This window comes from Rossellomorea marisflavi (assembly GCF_009806575.1).
Taxonomy (GTDB): domain Bacteria; phylum Bacillota; class Bacilli; order Bacillales; family Bacillaceae_B; genus Rossellomorea; species Rossellomorea marisflavi_A.
Genome location: NZ_CP047095.1, coordinates 1396516 through 1411599, shown reverse-complemented (window position 1 = coordinate 1411599; position 15084 = coordinate 1396516). Strand labels below are relative to the sequence as shown.

Below are 15084 nucleotides of genomic sequence, written 5' to 3'. Positions count from 1 at the left end.
TGGGATCCGGGTGCTTTTCAGTGGTCATGGAATAGCTCTATGCTATTTCAGACATTATTTTTGGTTCTTTTGAGCTGATTGTTGGTTTTGCTTTTTCACTTCTTGAGCGTTAGTCTCAGAAGCAAACTCAGTGCCGTACTGTTGTTGTCCGGCATTTTGTTGTTTTTGTTGTTGTTGCATGTTTGTTTTGTTGTTTTGTTTTGCCATTGTAATCACCTCCACGCTTATTAAGATAACCAAGGGTGGAGGTGACTATTCGACTTTTTTTTGAAAAATAATCGGGTCAGACGAGAAGCGACCTTCCGCCATCGACGATGATCGTCTGTCCCCTGATCATGGACGAATCATCCGACACGAGGAACATGACGGACTTCACGAGGTCGTCGATTTCGACCATTCTTCCAGCAGGGGTATTCTGGCGGGCGTCTTCAAGAAGCTCTTCGCGATTCGGGAAATGCTTCAGTGCATCCGTATCGATCGCACCGCCAGATACGGCATTCACGATAATATTCCTTGGCGCAAGCTCGACGGCCAGATATCGTGTCAATGCTTCCACGGCTGCCTTTGACACACCAACGGTGGTGTAGTTATCAAGGTACCTGATCGAACCGAGGGAGCTGATGCTGACGATCCTTCCGCCATCATCCATCAACTTTGCCGCCTCCTGTGCACAGAAGAGGAGGGCTTTGCTGTTGATGTTCATCGTCCAGTCCCAGTGGGATTCTTCCAGTTCCATCACAGGGCGGAGCACACCAGAGGCAGCATTGCTGATGAGGACATCCAACCTCCCGAATTCCTCCTTGATTTGTTCGAACATCGCCTTGATTTTATCGACATCCCCGACATTCGCCCGAACGATGAACGCCTTTCGTCCAAGCTTTTCAATCTGTTCAGCTGTCTCGAGGGCCCCCTTTTTACTACGTGCGTAGTTAACGACGATATCGTATCCTTTTTCAGCAAGCTGGATGGCGATTTCCCTTCCCAATCCACGACTGCTTCCCGTTACCAATGCTACTTTTTGACTCATGTTCATCTTCCTTCCTTACCCCCTGTATATTCGTCCTTCATTCATCCAAACTAAGGACAGGAGGGATCATTAATGTATGTAGGTAGAGATATGACCGAACTTTCCATGGTACCAAAGAGTGAGTGGAAGGAATCTGAGCTTGCCTTCTTCCATCACTCACTACAACAAATAGTACCTTATTTGAACAGCGAAGGACAATCCATCCATCGTGAAATCATCAAAGAGATCGAGTCACGCGGAGGCCTGTCTCATCACGAAGCCACTTATACCAATGGAACGAAGGTCAGTTATGATTAGGGGCGCACTTGCCCCTTTTCCAGCTGTAAGCTGACTTCCTTCCATATCTTCTGATGGGAAACGGGAAACGCATATTTTTCAAGCTCTTCCGGCGTGACTGCAATGAGATCCCCATATGATTCATGATCTTCGACCACCCCAACGAATACATCGATATCCCAGATGATGTGTGAGAAGATATGTTGGAAGGTTGAAGCGATTTCCCTTTTCAACGCACTTTCCACCCCATATACTTCATTGAGGCTTTCATGGAGCTGCTCACGGATGCGACCAGTGCTTCCGACTTCGAAGTTCGGGAACTCCCACAAATTTGCAAGAAGTCCCGTGCCGGGACGCTTATGGATCAAGACCTTGCCATCTGTGTTGAAAAGCACGGCTGCTGCCATATTGAGTTTACGAGCACTTTTCTTTTTTGATTTAATGGGAAGTTCAGACTGAACGCCTTCTACAAATGCATGACAATGCTCCCTTACAGGACATAGCAGGCATGAAGGGGAGGTCGGGGTACAGATCAATGCCCCCAGCTCCATCAGTGCCTGATTGAAGTAAGAAGGGTTTTCTTCAGAGATGAGGGCCCGCACCGCTTCTTCGAACACCTTTCTTGAGGAAGGCTTGGCAATATCAAGCCAAATCGATAAAATGCGCGAGAAGACCCTCATGACATTGCCGTCCACGGCCGGTTCGGGTTTCCCGTAGGCGATGCTGAGGATGGCGCCAGCCGTATAGGGCCCCACTCCCTTCAAGGTGGCGATTTCTTTCGGATCGTCCGGAACGATTCCGCCGTATGAGTCCCTCACCTCCCGGACCGCTGCCTGCAGATTCCTGACGCGGGAATAATAGCCGAGGCCTTCCCAAGCTTTCAGGATTTCTTCTTCATCGGCAGACGCAAGAGCATCTAACGTAGGAAATTTTCCGATAAATCGGTTAAAATAAGGTATGACCGTATCGACACGGGTTTGCTGGAGCATGATTTCCGACACCCACACTTTATAGGGGTCCTGATCCTTCCTCCATGGAAGATCCCGCTGCTCATTGGTGAACCAGGAGATCAGATCTTCCTGGAACGCTTCCCGGTCGATGGAATGGAGATTCTTTAATGGTTCATCTGTCACTTTTGTCCCTCCAGGATGTTATTTGGTACTCGATATAGGGAATAATCCCTGTAAGCAGGGCGAGCTTTCCCTCCTGCTACAATGAATTATCACAAAACTGTAATCATTCTTACCTTGAAATTCACACCCATTAACCATATCATGTTCAGAAACGATTCGCGACACTAAACATGCGAGCCAAGGAGGACTAACTTTTGGATACAGGTACACACATCGTCATGGGATTTGCACTCGGGGGCTAGCGACCCTGGATCCGGTCGTGGCCGAAAATGCCTCAACCGCGCACAGCGTGTTGATCGCTGCCGTCATCGGCTCCCAGATCCCCGATGTCGATACCATACTTAAACTCCGGAACAATGCCGTTTACATCAGGCATCACCGGGGCATCACCCATAGCATACCCGCTGTCATCCTGTGGCCACTCCTGATCGTCGCCTGCCTGTACCCCTTCTTCCCGGGTGCAAATCTGCTTCATCTTTGGTTATGGACCTTTTTCGCTGTCTTTCTTCACGTGTTCGTGGATATCTTCAATGCGTACGGCACCCAGGCCATCCGGCCGATTTCATCCAAATGGGTGGCCCTTGGGGTCATCAACACGTTTGACCCCATCATTTTCGGTATCCATATCATCGGACTGATCCTCTGGGCCGTAGGCTTTCCGCCCGGTCAGACGTTCCTTGTGATGTATGCGGTCATTATCGGATATTACGTCCTGCGCTTCATCGTACAGAAGACGGTCAAAAACGCAGTCAAAAGAAGAATCCCCAATGCCGAACGGATCATCGTCTCCCCGACGATCCGATTCTTCCAATGGAGGCTGGCCGTACTGACCAAACACCACTACTATGTGGCACGTGCCTACAGGAGATCCATCACGATCTACGATGAGTTCAAGCGAGTTCCGATACCGGATATCCCGGTTATGAATGCAGCGCGGAAAGATAAGAACCTGGCCGCATTCCTGTCCTTTTCCCCGATTTACCGTTGGGAAATGGATGAATACGATGACCACTTTGAAGTCAGATTCATCGATTTACGGTACCGTAACAACGGACACTACCCATTTGTTGCTCTCGTGCAGCTCGATAAAGATCTGCACATCGTGAGTTCTTATACGGGTTGGGTGTTCAGCGAAGAGAAACTACGCCAGAAGGTCGATATCAATATCATCATCGATTGAATGACGAAAGGGACGGCCGATTGGCTGTCCCTTTTGATTTCCACCTGATCAGTGGACCGTATGATCTCCGTCATCAAGCAAATGACTGTATTTCGGATTACTCGCAGCGAAATCATGCACATTCGTCCCGTATGTCGCAATCCATTGCCTTACGACCTTCTCAGTGACTTCTTTTCCTTTATATTCATAACCAGCCTTGGCATAGGTCGTTTCAAAGTCTTCCCAAACGAGTTCAACCCAAGTCCTGGCCTTTTCATACGTCAGTTTGGAATTCTCATCCATAAGAAGCTGTGTCAACTCGTGAAAAATCGATTCCATTATCCACCCTCCTTTTCCAGTGACAGTAACGTGTTTTCTATCTGAAAAATCATCATACTATAGATGTGGCATCGTCCACAAACATTCCAACCTTCAAGGAGGCAGACACATGCGCAATAAGACAACAGGGTTTCCGAATGAACACGGCAATAAGTTTGAAGGAGAGCCCCGTGCTAAAGCGGAATTTGCATCCAAAAGGGCGGATGGGACCATCAATACCCACCCTCAAGAACGAATGAAGGCTTCAAACAATCGCAAGCAGGATTCACTCTAGAGCAGGGGGAATAGTTGATGAAATTCAATCGTGATTACAACAGTCCATTTAAAAAGGCATTCTATAACCCGAAGCATGCCCATGCACAGGCAAATGGACAAACAACCCAGACACAAAATCTGATCATCCTTGAACGCGATACAAAAAAGCGTTCATAATCTGTTGCCCGTTCCTTATCGGAATGGGCTTCACTTTTTCTTATCAGGGGCCAGCAGTGAAATAGGCAGCGCTTCCTCTTCCCCGTTGCCACCTAGGCGGTAGCCCCACGCAAACACCCCGTTTAAATAATCCACTTTAAAATACACACCGGGATCTCCTTCGATCCCATACACGCCACCCGCTTCATAATCGGCAGGATTCCTCAAATAAGCCTGAGCCATCAGTGCCTTTCGCTCCAAAACCGCGAACTCATTCACAATGCCCAGCTGTTCTGCCTTACGTGCCTTCTCCCTCAACGAAGCAATCTCCTGATTCAACTCATGCTCCGTCATCTCACTATAACGTCTCTCCTGATCCATTTCCTCACTCCTCCCTACTATTGTAGTATAAGGAAAATGGTATAATAAGAAAAGCGCAGGGCGCTTGCTCTGGGGCGACAAGCATAAGACGGGGTGGACGGAAAGGCGTCTTTTGCCTTTTTGGCCATCACGGCTTATGACCTCGAGCCCCAAGCGCCCGGAGCTGGACAATGAAAAGCGCAGGCGGGTTGGGCTGACCCGACAAGCATAAGGCGAGGAACCCGGAAAGGCGTTCTGTGCCTTTTTGGGTTTCTTGACTTATGACCTCGAGGGGCAACCCGCCGGAGCTAGCCAAAAGAAAAGCGCAGACATCCACCATTTACTCATCAATAGTACATACGCCGAAAGGATTGATCATCATGGGTACAGCAGTCATAACCGGTGGAGGTACCGGGTTAGGAAAAGAACTTGCAAAACAATTAAGCGATAAGGGGTATGACATTCTACTTGTCGGCCGCCGGGAACAACCCTTAAAAGAAACTGTTCAAAGCATCCTCGCATCAGGTGGTCATGCTACATATGACATCATGGACGTCCGCTCCCGAACTGAGATTGAACAGACGCTATCGACATGGGGCTCGCGAGATATTGAACTGCTTGTCCACAACGCAGGCGTGGGGTATTTCGGACCACTTGAATCATCCACCGACGAAGAGATGGTCGCCACCTTTGAAACAAATGTATTCGGTCCCATCCGCCTGACCAAGGCCATGATCGAAGCTGTCCCCCATCGCGCTTTTACTGTTATCAATGTCATCTCGACGGCCGGGCTCCGTGGCAAGAAGAATGAAACCCTTTATGCCGCCAGTAAATTTGCACTGAGGGGATTCGGCGAAAGCCTTCAGAAAGAATACGAAGGGAGCCAGATCCGAATCGTGAATGCCTTTATGGGGGGAATGAATACACCCTTCTGGGATGAAAGCGATCATGTTGAAGATCCCAGCCGATTCCGTTCACCCGCAGAAGTGGCAAAGATGATTGTATCCCAGTACGCGGAAACTGAAGCAATCATCATTGAATCCAAGAAATAAGAAAAAGAACCAGGAAGTCACGCTTCCTGGTTCTTGATTTCCTCTATTGCCCTGTCGATATCCTCCATGGAAAATCCTTTACGGTACAACGCCTGCTTCATCCGCTGGTTATAGTCATATCCTTCATACTTAGTGCTCAGCTTGCGATGGGCCTTCAATGCCTGATGGTAGACTGCCTGCCACGCTTCGTCATCATCCCGCTGGTTGTCGACCGTTTCCCATGCCAGCTTCATGATGGAGCCGGTGTAGCCCTTTCTCATCAAGTTCTGCTCGATTTTTTGTTTTGCCACGGTCACCGAGTCATTTTTGTACTTCTTCAGCATCTTCTCCATAAGTGCAGCAGCCTTTTCAACCTGCTGATCCTGAGAGAAGGCTTCAAGAGCTTCCTCGATATACCGGGCATCCACGCCTTTCCTTCTCAGTTCTCCGCTTATCCACTTCGGCCCTTTATCCGATGTGTTCATATGTGTCCCCGTGAAGGCATGGGCAAACTCCGCGTCGTTTGTATATTTTAATTCCTTCAGTTTATCCATCACCTCTTGCACGATTCCATCCTCCCACTCCGACTCAAGAAGGTGGTCACGTACTTCCTTCTCCGTCCTCATCCGGTAGGAAAGATAGTGGCTTGCTTTGTTGAAAGCCTTCTTCACGTCATCCGCATATTGAAGCTCGCTGATGGCAAGCTCATCAACTTCGAGACCCTTTCTCAGGTGATGTGAGGCTAGTATGCCTTCATCTACACTGAATGCATATTTTCCATCTATGAATAAGTTGTAACGTTCTGTATTCTTGACCTGCCTTGTTATCTTTGTGATGGTTCCCATCTTTATCACCTCATTTCAATCGTAACACATCCTTTATGTTTTTAATTCCGTAAAGAGGTAAAATAATAAGTATTAACTGGAGGGATGATCATGAAAATTGCGATTACCGGCGGGACAGGATTTGTGGGGAACGTGTTATCGGATGAACTTCTCAAAGATGGACACGAGCTATTCATCTTGACCCGTAATCCTGACAAACAATCCGCACACGAAAACATGACCTTTATCGGCTGGATGACCGAAGGAGCCACACCTGAAACCCATCTTGATGGGATCGATGCTTTCATCAACCTGGCAGGTGAATCCATCAACAGCGGCAGGTGGACGGAAGAACGAAAGCGCAGGATCCTTGCAAGCAGGATCGATTCGACCCAGGAAGCACTGCGCATCATAAGGAATCTGGAAAACAAGCCGACGTCCTTCATTAATGCAAGCGCCATCGGGATCTACCCTTCATCCGTATCCAAGACCTATACAGAAGCCTCTACCGAGCACAGCGAGGAATTCCTGGGGCAGACGGTGCAGATATGGGAACGCGAAGCAGGAAAGGCCCGGGAGATGGGTATCCGTGTCGCGTTCATGCGATTCGGGATCGTATTGGGTAAAGACGGCGGGGCTCTGCCTAAGATGGCCATTCCTTACAAACTCTTCGCCGGAGGTCCAGTCGGAAGCGGGGAACAGTGGATGTCGTGGATCCATATACAGGATATTGCCAAGGGAATTTCCTATACTCTGCAACACGAAGACATTGAGGGCCCTGTCAATCTGACGGCACCCCACCCGCTTCAGATGAATGAGTTTGGAAAGGTACTTGCCGAGGTCCTCGGAAGGCCCCATTGGCTGCCGGTTCCTTCCCTGGCTCTTAAAGCGGCCATGGGGGATATGAGTACCCTCGTACTCGACGGACAGAAAGTCATTCCAGAAGTCCTTCTGAATCACGGATATGAATTTGAATACCCCCACTTGAAGGATGCACTTCAGGCCATTTATAGGTAACTTACGTATACCCCAACCTCTTCAAGGAAAAGATGGTAGTAGATTGTTTGGAAGGGGTGTACAGATATGGACAAGAAAAAGGGCGATCAAAACAAGGCCACACTGACCTCTGCTCAACAGGTCACCTATTCCCATCAGTTCAAGGCAGCTGACCGGGCTGCGGGCTATGCGCCGAAACGGAATCGCTAGGAAATTTCCCCTTATTAAAATGGGTGACAATGACCCACACTATACGTACAGGCGCCAGCGCTTGTACCGACTATGTATGATAAGGGGATGTTTCGAATGGGAAGATCGCATAAGAATCGTGATAAGAATGCCAATTCATTGCCTCAGACTCCGGCCCAGAACAAAATGGGCGTCGACGAAGAGTTCTCACGTGAACTTGCCGACCAGGCCGATCTAGAAGCCCAAGCCCGCGCTAACGCTGCCAATCAGCGTGCCCAGGCGAAGAAATAGCACCATCATACGACAGAAGCCCCCGCTCACCTTTGTGAACGGGGGCTTTCCATTATTCCTCTTCAAAAGGCACTGGTTCAAAGCGGTAGTAATCGAGGTTCACGATCCCGTTCTGAAAGAGGATCCCTTCCTGATAAAGAGCATCCTTTTGATGCTGACCTTCTTTCCCTCCCAGACTGATCTCCCCCTTCGCATTCAAGACCCGATGCCAGGGTAAGCCGTGCTTTGCACTCATGGAATGCAGGATCCTGACCACCTGTCTTGCTCCCCGGGGACTCCCTGCGTGCGCAGCTACCTGTCCATAGGTCATGACCCTTCCGTGTGGAATCGACTTGATGATGCTGACTGCACGTTCCGTAAATGGCTTCAATGCTCCAGCCCCTCACGGTCCCCGATCCTCAGCTGCTGCCTGGCAAAATCACGGTACAGAGCGTGTGAAGCAAATAATTCTTCGTGATTGCCCTTTCCTGTCACCTTCCCTTTCTCAAGGAAGATGATCTGGTCGGAATCGACAATGGTTGACAGGCGATGAGCGATCACAATCGTCGTCCTCCCCTGCATCAGATTCTTGAGCGCTTCCTGTACAACAATCTCAGACTGACTATCGAGACTCGATGTCGCCTCATCGAGCATGAGGATATCAGGGTCCCTGAGAAGCGCCCTCGCAATGGCAATACGCTGGCGCTGACCACCTGAAAGCTTGATACCCCGCTCCCCTACTTCCGTATCGTATCCCTCCGGAAGGTCCTTGATGAAGTCATGGGCAAATGCCATCCTTGCGGCTTCGATCATTCTTTCTTCAGGTATTTCCCCTTCAAGCCCGTAAGCGATATTATCCCTGATGGATCCGGAATAGATCGGACTATCCTGGGAAACGTAACCAAGCAGGCTCCTCCATGATTTCAAGGAGAAGGTGCTGATAGGGGTATTCCCAAAACGGATGGAACCATGCTGTGGCCGGTAGAATTGTTCGATCAAGGAGAACAATGTGGTCTTTCCGCTTCCGCTCGGTCCGACGATGGCTGTTACCTTTCCTTTTTCAGCTATGATATTTACTTCCTTAAGGACCATTTCGTCGGGCTCGTAGCCAAATGATACATCTTCGAGGATGAGAGCCTCATCCAGATCCTTCACCTCTTCACCTTCATCGAGGCGCTCCTCTCCAAGTTGGAGGATCGAAAGGACTTTTTCCGTCGCCCCCACTGTTTTTTGGAACTGGGTGAAAAAGACGATGATCTGTGTGATTGGCATGATGATCTGGAACAGGTAAATAAAAAATGCCACCAGTTCTCCTGCCGTCATGGCGCCGGACGTTACGCGAATACCGCCGAATCCGATGATCAGGACAAGCACGATAATGATCATGGACGAGACGACAGGAGACATGAGGGACTGGATGATTCCTTCCTTTATCCCCAACCGGTAAAGCTTCTTGATTCCGGTCTTCCCTTTATCATATTCAATGGCTTCTGCATTCGAAGATTTCACCAGTCGTATTTCCGAGAGGACACGTGTAAGGTTGGCTGAGAAGCTGGCCGTTTCACCTTGGATCCCCCTTGAGATCTCCGCCATCTTCTTGCCGACAGGAATCAGGAACAAGAGAGCAAGCGGGATGATGGAAAACATCACAAGGGTCAATGGCCAATCAAGGTAAAAGAGGACGATGATCGCCCCGACAACCGAAATGATGCCTGTAATGAATCCGGTGAGATGCTCTGTGATCAGGTTTTTGATGACTCCTGTATCGTTGGTCATCCTGCTGACAGAGTCCCCCGTTTCGTGTGTATCGTAATAAGGGACCGGCAGCGTCAGAAGTTTTCCCCATAGCTTTTCACGCAGGGAGGCAATGACGTGCTGACCTACTTTGGCGAGCAGATAGACCGAGACACCACCAGCGAGTGCCTGGATGAAAAAGGCGGCAATCATCGCAATGATCACACCCCTGCTTAGCGAGTCTAAACTGAAGTCATCAATGAGCCTGCTTGTAAGCAGCGGAATCGCAAGTCCTGCCAGTGTCGTAAGGAGACTAAGTCCCAGGGAAATGCCAAATAATAATTTAGGCGGTTTTGTTTCACGAATCAAGGTGAATAGGTGCTTCCAGGAATTTTTTTCATTTGACGGATTCATTGGGTCTTCCTTTCAGGGATTTGTCATGTATTGGGTACCTATGGAGCGGGAGTCAGTTCGGAGCGCTTGGGGCTCGAGAGGTCATAAGTCAAGGAACCCAAAAAGGCACAGAACGCCTTTCCGGGTTCCTCACCTTATGCTTGTCGGGTCATCCCAACCCGCCTCCGCTTTTCTTTATTGTCCAGCTCCGGCGGGTTGACCCTCGAGGTCATAAGTCAAGGAACCCAAAAAGGCACAGAACGCCTTTCCGGGTTCCTCGCCTTATGCTTGTCGGGTCATCCCAACCCGCCTCCGCTTTTCTTTATTGTCCAGCTCCGGCGGGTTGACCCTCGAGGTCATAAGTCAAGGAACCCAAAAAGGCACAGAACGCCTTTCCGGGTTCCTCACCTTATGCTTGTCGGGTCATCCCAACCCGCCTCCGCTTTTCTTTATTTTATACTGTTTTACTCTCTGACTAAAGCTTCTTTCCTAGAAGGATGGTGGTTTTTGTATTACACTAGAGAAGAATTCTAAGAAGGACGTGATTGTCAATGCCAACAGATATTAAATTGATCGCCCTCGATATGGACGGGACGCTTGTAAATGACGAGGGAATGGTCTCTCCAGAGAATGAGAAGGCTATTGAGCTCGCCAAAGAAAAAGGCATCCATGTTGTATTGAGTACGGGACGTTCCTTGCGCACATGCCGCGATATTTCGGACCAGCTTGGCAGATCTTCTTACCTTGTGACCGTAAACGGTGGGGAGATCTACGACAAGGAGTACAATCTTGTCCACGGTACTCCTTTGGATACCGAGCTTGTGAAGGAACTTTGGAAACTGAAGGAAACCCACGATAAAGATAGTGTCTACTTCTGGTCTTCCACTTCTCAAGGCCTTTTTAACAGCCATAACCCTTTTGATGGAAAGATCGAGGATTATAACTGGCTCAAATTCGGTTTTGATATCAAGGATGATGAAGTAAGGAAGGTCGTATTGGACGAGCTCATGAATAATGAAGCACTTGAAGTTTCGAACTCAAGCCCGACCAATATTGAAATCAATCCTGCCGGCGTGAACAAGGCCGCAGCACTCGTCAAGGTATGTGAATGGCTCGGGCTTTCCATGGACCAGGTCATGGCATGCGGAGACAGCCTGAATGACATAGCCATGATACGTGAAGCCGGAATCGGTGTCGCCATGGGCAATGCGCAGGAAGTCGTCAAGGAGGCGGCAGACTGGGTAACCGGCCGCAACACGGATCACGGAGTGGCGCAGGCCATCCATAAACTATTGGATGAGCAATAATTCCATACAAGAAAGGCGTATCGGTCAATACCGATACGCCTTTTCTTCATTATGAGCCGACGATAATGGTGTCATCTTTCACAGACACGTTTACTTCCTTCACACCGTCTTCATCAAGAAGGAGATCCGCGATGCGATCTTCCAACTGTTCTTGAATGACACGACGGAGAGGACGTGCACCGAATGCAGGATGGTGACCAAGGTCCACCAGTTTTTCTTTTGCGGCCGCATCGACCGTAATCGTGATGCCCTGTTCGGATAGATCTTTCCTTAGATCATCGAGCATAAGGTCGAGAATCGTAAGAAGTTCTTCTTTTTCGAGTGATTGGAACTGGATGATGCTGTCGAAGCGATTCAAGAATTCCGGTTTGAAGTACGCTCCGAGAGAGGTCAGAATGTTGGTTTCTTTGATGGCATCCGTTCCGCCTGTATCGAAACCGACAACTTTTTCCTTCACATCCGTCACTCCGGCGTTACTTGTCATGATGATGACAGCATCCTTGAAGCTGACTGTCCTGCCCTGGCTATCAGTCAAACGGCCATCTTCCAGGATCTGCAGGAACATATGCTGTACATCTGGATGCGCTTTTTCGATTTCATCAAGAAGGATGATGGAATACGGGTTCCGTCTTACCTTTTCCGTTAGCTGGCCTGATTCCTCATGACCGACATATCCAGGTGGTGATCCGATAAGCTTCGAAACAGAGTGCTTCTCCATATACTCACTCATATCGAGTCGGAGCATCGCATCTTTGGACCCGAAGAGTTCCTCTGCAAGCGTCTTCGTGAGCTCGGTTTTCCCGACACCGGTAGGGCCGACGAAGAGGAATGTACCAATAGGACGATGTTTTGCCTTCAGTCCTGCACGGCTGCGGCGGATTGCTTTAGCCACTTTCTTCACGGCTTCCTCTTGGCCGATGACTTTACCTGCAAGATTTTCTTCAAGGGATTTCATGCGCTCGCGGTCGTCACTTTGGAGCTTGCCGACAGGAATCCCTGTCTTGGATTCCACGAGCGATTGAATAAGTTCGGTTTCGACAGTGGCATCATGAGTTTGATGTCCCTCGTTCAAGGTTTTTTCAAGAGCCGCTTCCTGGTCTCTCAGGCGGGCTGCTTCTTCATAGTTCTCTGCTTTTGTAGCCTGCTCTTTTTTAATCTTGATGTCATTTAGTTTTTGATGAAGTTCGGCTGTATCTTTCCCTTCAGAAAGCAAGTTCACTTTTGAACCGGCTTCGTCCATGAGGTCGATCGCCTTATCAGGAAGGAAACGATCTTGGATGTAGCGGTGTGAAAGCTTCACACAAGCTTCAATGGCTTCATCCGTGAATGTGACTTTATGGTAGGCTTCGTATTTATCCTTGAGGCCTTTCAGGATTTCGATTGATTCCTCAAGTGAAGGCTCATGGACCATCACGGGTTGGAAGCGGCGTTCGAGAGCCGCGTCTTTTTCGATCTGGCGGTATTCTTTAAGGGTTGTCGCCCCTATGACCTGAAGCTCACCGCGGGCGAGTGCAGGTTTCAGGATGTTTCCTGCATCCATGCTTCCTTCTGCAGATCCAGCACCGACCAGTTGGTGGATCTCATCGATGAAGAGCATGACGTTTTTCCGGCTTTGAAGCTCATTGATGATGCCTTTCAGACGCTCTTCAAACGAACCTCTTACACCTGTTCCCGCTGTAAGGGAAGCAACATCCATTACATATACTTCTTTATTCAATAATTTCGAAGGTACGTCTCCAGCTACGATTTTCAACGCAAGGCCTTCCGCGATAGCCGTCTTACCGACACCCGGTTCCCCGATGAGGACCGGATTGTTTTTGTTGCGGCGATTCAGGATTTCAATCACCCGGTCGACTTCTTTGTCGCGTCCGATGACAGGGTCGATCAGTCCTGCTCTTGCTCCGTCCGTCACATTGCGTCCGAACTGGTCGAGCATTCCCCCGCCCCTTTGTTGAGTCTGCGGTTGGCTTCCTTGCCCGGCTTTGAATCCTGACTGCTGGCTGCCTCCGATATTCATTCCTTTAAATAATTCATCGAACGGGAATCCACCGTGCATTCCAGAAGGTGCGGTCTGCTGTTGAAAGCATGTTGAACACATATGCACTTTGGATTTCGTTCCGTTCACTTGAGTAAACAATTCAATGGTTGCTTGATGTTGTTGACAAACTTCACATTTCATTGTGTATGACCTCCTGTTCAAGATTCATCAATGGGTAAGGTCTAATTTGACTTTGACTAACTTTGACCTTATGACAATAGTATACTCTGACCTTTTTTGACTTTCAAGGTTTTTGCTCATTTTTTTTTAATGTCACTCCGACTGCTTTGGAGTGTGAGCAACAGTATAAGATCTAGGGGATCTTCTCTCAAGGATTTTGCTCAAAAAAAACCGCCCTATGACGGTTCGTGATTATGTGAATTGTTTCGTTCGTTCGAAATGATCGGATGGAATCTTTCGCACGACTTCCTTTCCGATCTCGAGGGAAGCAGTGGCGGCTGGAGAGGGAGCGTTACAGATATGGATGCTCCTTTTGCCATTCACGATGAAGAAGTCGTCCACGAGCTCACCATCACTTGTCAAAGCTTGAGCGCGAACTCCCGCATCTGCCGGCACCAGGTCGGCTTCTTGGATTGCGGGCATGAGCACCTGTACATTTTCAACAAACTTTTTCTTGCTGAAAGAGCGCATCATCTCCCCCATCCCTTCCTTCATATATTTTGATGCAATCTTCCAGAATCCAGGGTAGGTCATCACTTCTGCAAAATCCTTCAGATGAAAGTCTGTCTTCCTGTATCCTTCCCGCTTCAGGCTAAGGACCGCATTGGGTCCGACGTCGACTGCCCCTCCGATCATTCGGGTGAAGTGGACACCGAGGAACGGGAAGTCCGGATTCGGTACAGGGTAGATCAAGTTGTTCACGAGGTCCTTTTTGTCCTCTTTCAGCTTGTAGTACTCACCACGGAAGGGAACGATCTTCATATCGACGTGATAGCCCGTCATGTTGGCAATCCTGTCGCTCTGAAGACCCGCGCAGTTGATGAGGTACCTGCCTCTGATCGTTTCCCGTTCGGTTTCAACCACTACTTCATCCTTTCCTTCCTGGATCGCTCTGACTTCTTTCGAAAGTTTGATCTCTCCATTATTAGTTGAAAGGATTTCTGCCATTTTCTCTGAAACCTGCCTGTAATTCACGATGCCTGCCATGGGAACGTGAATGGCTCCTACGCCGTTGACATGGGGTTCCTTTTCGAGAAGTTCTTCTTTTGAGAGCTTCGTAATACTCAATTCATTCTGGAGGCCCCGTTGATAAAGATCTTCCAAGTGAGGAATCTCCTTCTCATTTGCGGCCACGATGACCTTTCCACAAATATCGTGCTCAATCTGATGTTGCCTGCAAAATTCGGTCATGGTGCGGCTTCCCTGTCTGGCAAAGCGGGCTTTATAACTGCCCGGCTTGTAATAAATCCCCGAGTGGATCACCCCGCTATTGTGCCCGGTCTGGTGAGAAGCCACCTCTTTTTCTTTATCAATCAGGACGATCTTGCTTCCCGGATTCTTTTCATGTATGGCAAGCCCGACGGAAAGACCGACGATTCCTGCGCCTACAATGATGAAATCATACATATGACCACTG

18 protein-coding genes and 1 pseudogene are annotated in these 15084 nt (G+C 49.0%); 9 read left to right on the top strand and 10 right to left on the bottom strand.

Annotated elements, in window-relative coordinates:
- Positions 1-54: 54 nt before the first annotated feature.
- Both D5E69_RS07420 and fabL read right to left on the bottom strand, forming a co-directional pair.
- On the bottom strand, positions 55-207 hold the full coding sequence (locus D5E69_RS07420) for a gamma-type small acid-soluble spore protein (RefSeq protein WP_048007768.1): 153 nt from the start codon (positions 205-207) through the stop codon (positions 55-57).
- Positions 208-283: 76 nt separating this feature from the next.
- Complete coding sequence (fabL, locus tag D5E69_RS07415) at positions 284-1027, bottom strand: enoyl-[acyl-carrier-protein] reductase FabL (RefSeq protein WP_048007785.1); 744 nt, start codon at positions 1025-1027, stop codon at positions 284-286.
- 72 nt (positions 1028-1099) lie between these two features.
- Between fabL and D5E69_RS07410 the strand changes: the two genes are divergently transcribed.
- On the top strand, positions 1100-1324 hold the full coding sequence (locus D5E69_RS07410) for a hypothetical protein (protein ID WP_048007767.1): 225 nt from the start codon (positions 1100-1102) through the stop codon (positions 1322-1324).
- Here D5E69_RS07410 and mutY read toward each other — a convergent pair.
- Positions 1321-2436 carry an A/G-specific adenine glycosylase gene (mutY, locus tag D5E69_RS07405; protein ID WP_159129504.1) on the bottom strand — a complete coding sequence of 372 codons (1116 nt, stop codon included), beginning with the start codon at positions 2434-2436 and terminating at the stop codon, positions 1321-1323. The two genes, D5E69_RS07410 and mutY, sit on opposite strands and share 4 nt — an antisense overlap.
- A gap of 194 nt (positions 2437-2630) precedes the next feature.
- Here mutY and D5E69_RS07400 point away from each other — a divergent pair.
- Positions 2631-3616: pseudogene (locus D5E69_RS07400) on the top strand (metal-dependent hydrolase).
- 48 nt (positions 3617-3664) lie between these two features.
- Here D5E69_RS07400 and D5E69_RS07395 read toward each other — a convergent pair.
- Entirely contained in the window at positions 3665-3934 is a 270-nt protein-coding gene (locus D5E69_RS07395) for a YfhJ family protein (protein WP_048007764.1), read from the bottom strand.
- 109 nt (positions 3935-4043) lie between these two features.
- Here D5E69_RS07395 and D5E69_RS07390 point away from each other — a divergent pair, with 109 nt between their 5' ends.
- Both D5E69_RS07390 and D5E69_RS07385 read left to right on the top strand, forming a co-directional pair.
- Positions 4044-4208: a small, acid-soluble spore protein K gene (locus D5E69_RS07390; protein ID WP_048007763.1), complete on the top strand. Its 165-nt coding sequence runs from the start codon at positions 4044-4046 to the stop codon at positions 4206-4208.
- Between the two features lie 17 nt (positions 4209-4225).
- Positions 4226-4366 carry a YpzG family protein gene (locus D5E69_RS07385; protein WP_082139434.1) on the top strand — a complete coding sequence of 47 codons (141 nt, stop codon included), beginning with the start codon at positions 4226-4228 and terminating at the stop codon, positions 4364-4366.
- Positions 4367-4396: 30 nt separating this feature from the next.
- Here D5E69_RS07385 and D5E69_RS07380 read toward each other — a convergent pair whose 3' ends face one another.
- Positions 4397-4726, bottom strand: a complete 330-nt coding sequence (locus D5E69_RS07380) for a YfhH family protein (RefSeq protein ID WP_048007762.1) — start codon at positions 4724-4726, stop codon at positions 4397-4399.
- A gap of 359 nt (positions 4727-5085) precedes the next feature.
- Between D5E69_RS07380 and D5E69_RS07375 the strand changes: the two genes are divergently transcribed.
- Entirely contained in the window at positions 5086-5757 is a 672-nt protein-coding gene (locus D5E69_RS07375; RefSeq protein WP_148796072.1) for an SDR family NAD(P)-dependent oxidoreductase, read from the top strand.
- A gap of 17 nt (positions 5758-5774) precedes the next feature.
- On the opposite strand, the gene recX is transcribed toward D5E69_RS07375, so the two are convergent.
- Entirely contained in the window at positions 5775-6581 is an 807-nt protein-coding gene (recX, locus tag D5E69_RS07370; protein ID WP_048007760.1) for a recombination regulator RecX, read from the bottom strand.
- Between the two features lie 90 nt (positions 6582-6671).
- On the opposite strand from recX, the gene D5E69_RS07365 reads away from it, so the two are divergent.
- From D5E69_RS07365 to D5E69_RS07355, 3 genes are all read left to right on the top strand, one after another.
- The gene (locus tag D5E69_RS07365) at positions 6672-7577 is read left to right on the top strand and encodes a TIGR01777 family oxidoreductase (protein WP_148795800.1); all 906 of its coding nucleotides are present in this window, start codon (positions 6672-6674) and stop codon (positions 7575-7577) included.
- 66 nt (positions 7578-7643) lie between these two features.
- Entirely contained in the window at positions 7644-7766 is a 123-nt protein-coding gene (locus D5E69_RS07360) for a YfhE family protein (protein WP_079515356.1), read from the top strand.
- Between the two features lie 96 nt (positions 7767-7862).
- Positions 7863-8036, top strand: a complete 174-nt coding sequence (locus D5E69_RS07355; protein WP_082139432.1) for a YfhD family protein — start codon at positions 7863-7865, stop codon at positions 8034-8036.
- 52 nt (positions 8037-8088) lie between these two features.
- On the opposite strand, the gene D5E69_RS07350 is transcribed toward D5E69_RS07355, so the two are convergent.
- Together D5E69_RS07350 and D5E69_RS07345 are read right to left on the bottom strand one after the other, a co-directional pair.
- Positions 8089-8406 carry an MGMT family protein gene (locus D5E69_RS07350; RefSeq protein WP_048007758.1) on the bottom strand — a complete coding sequence of 106 codons (318 nt, stop codon included), beginning with the start codon at positions 8404-8406 and terminating at the stop codon, positions 8089-8091.
- Entirely contained in the window at positions 8403-10163 is a 1761-nt protein-coding gene (locus D5E69_RS07345; RefSeq protein ID WP_159129503.1) for an ABC transporter ATP-binding protein, read from the bottom strand. Before D5E69_RS07345 ends, D5E69_RS07350 begins: the two co-directional genes overlap by 4 nt.
- A gap of 530 nt (positions 10164-10693) precedes the next feature.
- Between D5E69_RS07345 and D5E69_RS07340 the strand changes: the two genes are divergently transcribed.
- Complete coding sequence (locus D5E69_RS07340; protein ID WP_048004982.1) at positions 10694-11449, top strand: Cof-type HAD-IIB family hydrolase; 756 nt, start codon at positions 10694-10696, stop codon at positions 11447-11449.
- Positions 11450-11498: 49 nt separating this feature from the next.
- On the opposite strand, the gene D5E69_RS07335 is transcribed toward D5E69_RS07340, so the two are convergent.
- Together D5E69_RS07335 and lhgO are read right to left on the bottom strand one after the other, a co-directional pair.
- On the bottom strand, positions 11499-13628 hold the full coding sequence (locus tag D5E69_RS07335; protein WP_159129502.1) for an ATP-dependent Clp protease ATP-binding subunit: 2130 nt from the start codon (positions 13626-13628) through the stop codon (positions 11499-11501).
- Positions 13629-13859: 231 nt separating this feature from the next.
- On the bottom strand, positions 13860-15074 hold the full coding sequence (gene lhgO / locus D5E69_RS07330) for an L-2-hydroxyglutarate oxidase (protein ID WP_048012513.1): 1215 nt from the start codon (positions 15072-15074) through the stop codon (positions 13860-13862).
- Positions 15075-15084: the final 10 nt, after the last annotated feature.

Coding starts and splice junctions, on each gene's coding strand:
- D5E69_RS07420 (WP_048007768.1), bottom strand. CDS start 207: ATGGCAAAACAAAACAACAAAACAAACATGCAACAACAACAAAAACAA.
- fabL (WP_048007785.1), bottom strand. CDS start 1,027: ATGAGTCAAAAAGTAGCATTGGTAACGGGAAGCAGTCGTGGATTGGGA.
- D5E69_RS07410 (WP_048007767.1), top strand. CDS start 1,100: ATGTATGTAGGTAGAGATATGACCGAACTTTCCATGGTACCAAAGAGT.
- D5E69_RS07395 (WP_048007764.1), bottom strand. CDS start 3,934: ATGGAATCGATTTTTCACGAGTTGACACAGCTTCTTATGGATGAGAAT.
- D5E69_RS07390 (WP_048007763.1), top strand. CDS start 4,044: ATGCGCAATAAGACAACAGGGTTTCCGAATGAACACGGCAATAAGTTT.
- D5E69_RS07385 (WP_082139434.1), top strand. CDS start 4,226: ATGAAATTCAATCGTGATTACAACAGTCCATTTAAAAAGGCATTCTAT.
- D5E69_RS07380 (WP_048007762.1), bottom strand. CDS start 4,726: ATGGATCAGGAGAGACGTTATAGTGAGATGACGGAGCATGAGTTGAAT.
- D5E69_RS07375 (WP_148796072.1), top strand. CDS start 5,086: ATGGGTACAGCAGTCATAACCGGTGGAGGTACCGGGTTAGGAAAAGAA.
- recX (WP_048007760.1), bottom strand. CDS start 6,581: ATGGGAACCATCACAAAGATAACAAGGCAGGTCAAGAATACAGAACGT.
- D5E69_RS07365 (WP_148795800.1), top strand. CDS start 6,672: ATGAAAATTGCGATTACCGGCGGGACAGGATTTGTGGGGAACGTGTTA.
- D5E69_RS07360 (WP_079515356.1), top strand. CDS start 7,644: ATGGACAAGAAAAAGGGCGATCAAAACAAGGCCACACTGACCTCTGCT.
- D5E69_RS07355 (WP_082139432.1), top strand. CDS start 7,863: ATGGGAAGATCGCATAAGAATCGTGATAAGAATGCCAATTCATTGCCT.
- D5E69_RS07345 (WP_159129503.1), bottom strand. CDS start 10,163: ATGAATCCGTCAAATGAAAAAAATTCCTGGAAGCACCTATTCACCTTG.
- D5E69_RS07340 (WP_048004982.1), top strand. CDS start 10,694: ATGCCAACAGATATTAAATTGATCGCCCTCGATATGGACGGGACGCTT.
- D5E69_RS07335 (WP_159129502.1), bottom strand. CDS start 13,628: ATGAAATGTGAAGTTTGTCAACAACATCAAGCAACCATTGAATTGTTT.
- lhgO (WP_048012513.1), bottom strand. CDS start 15,074: ATGTATGATTTCATCATTGTAGGCGCAGGAATCGTCGGTCTTTCCGTC.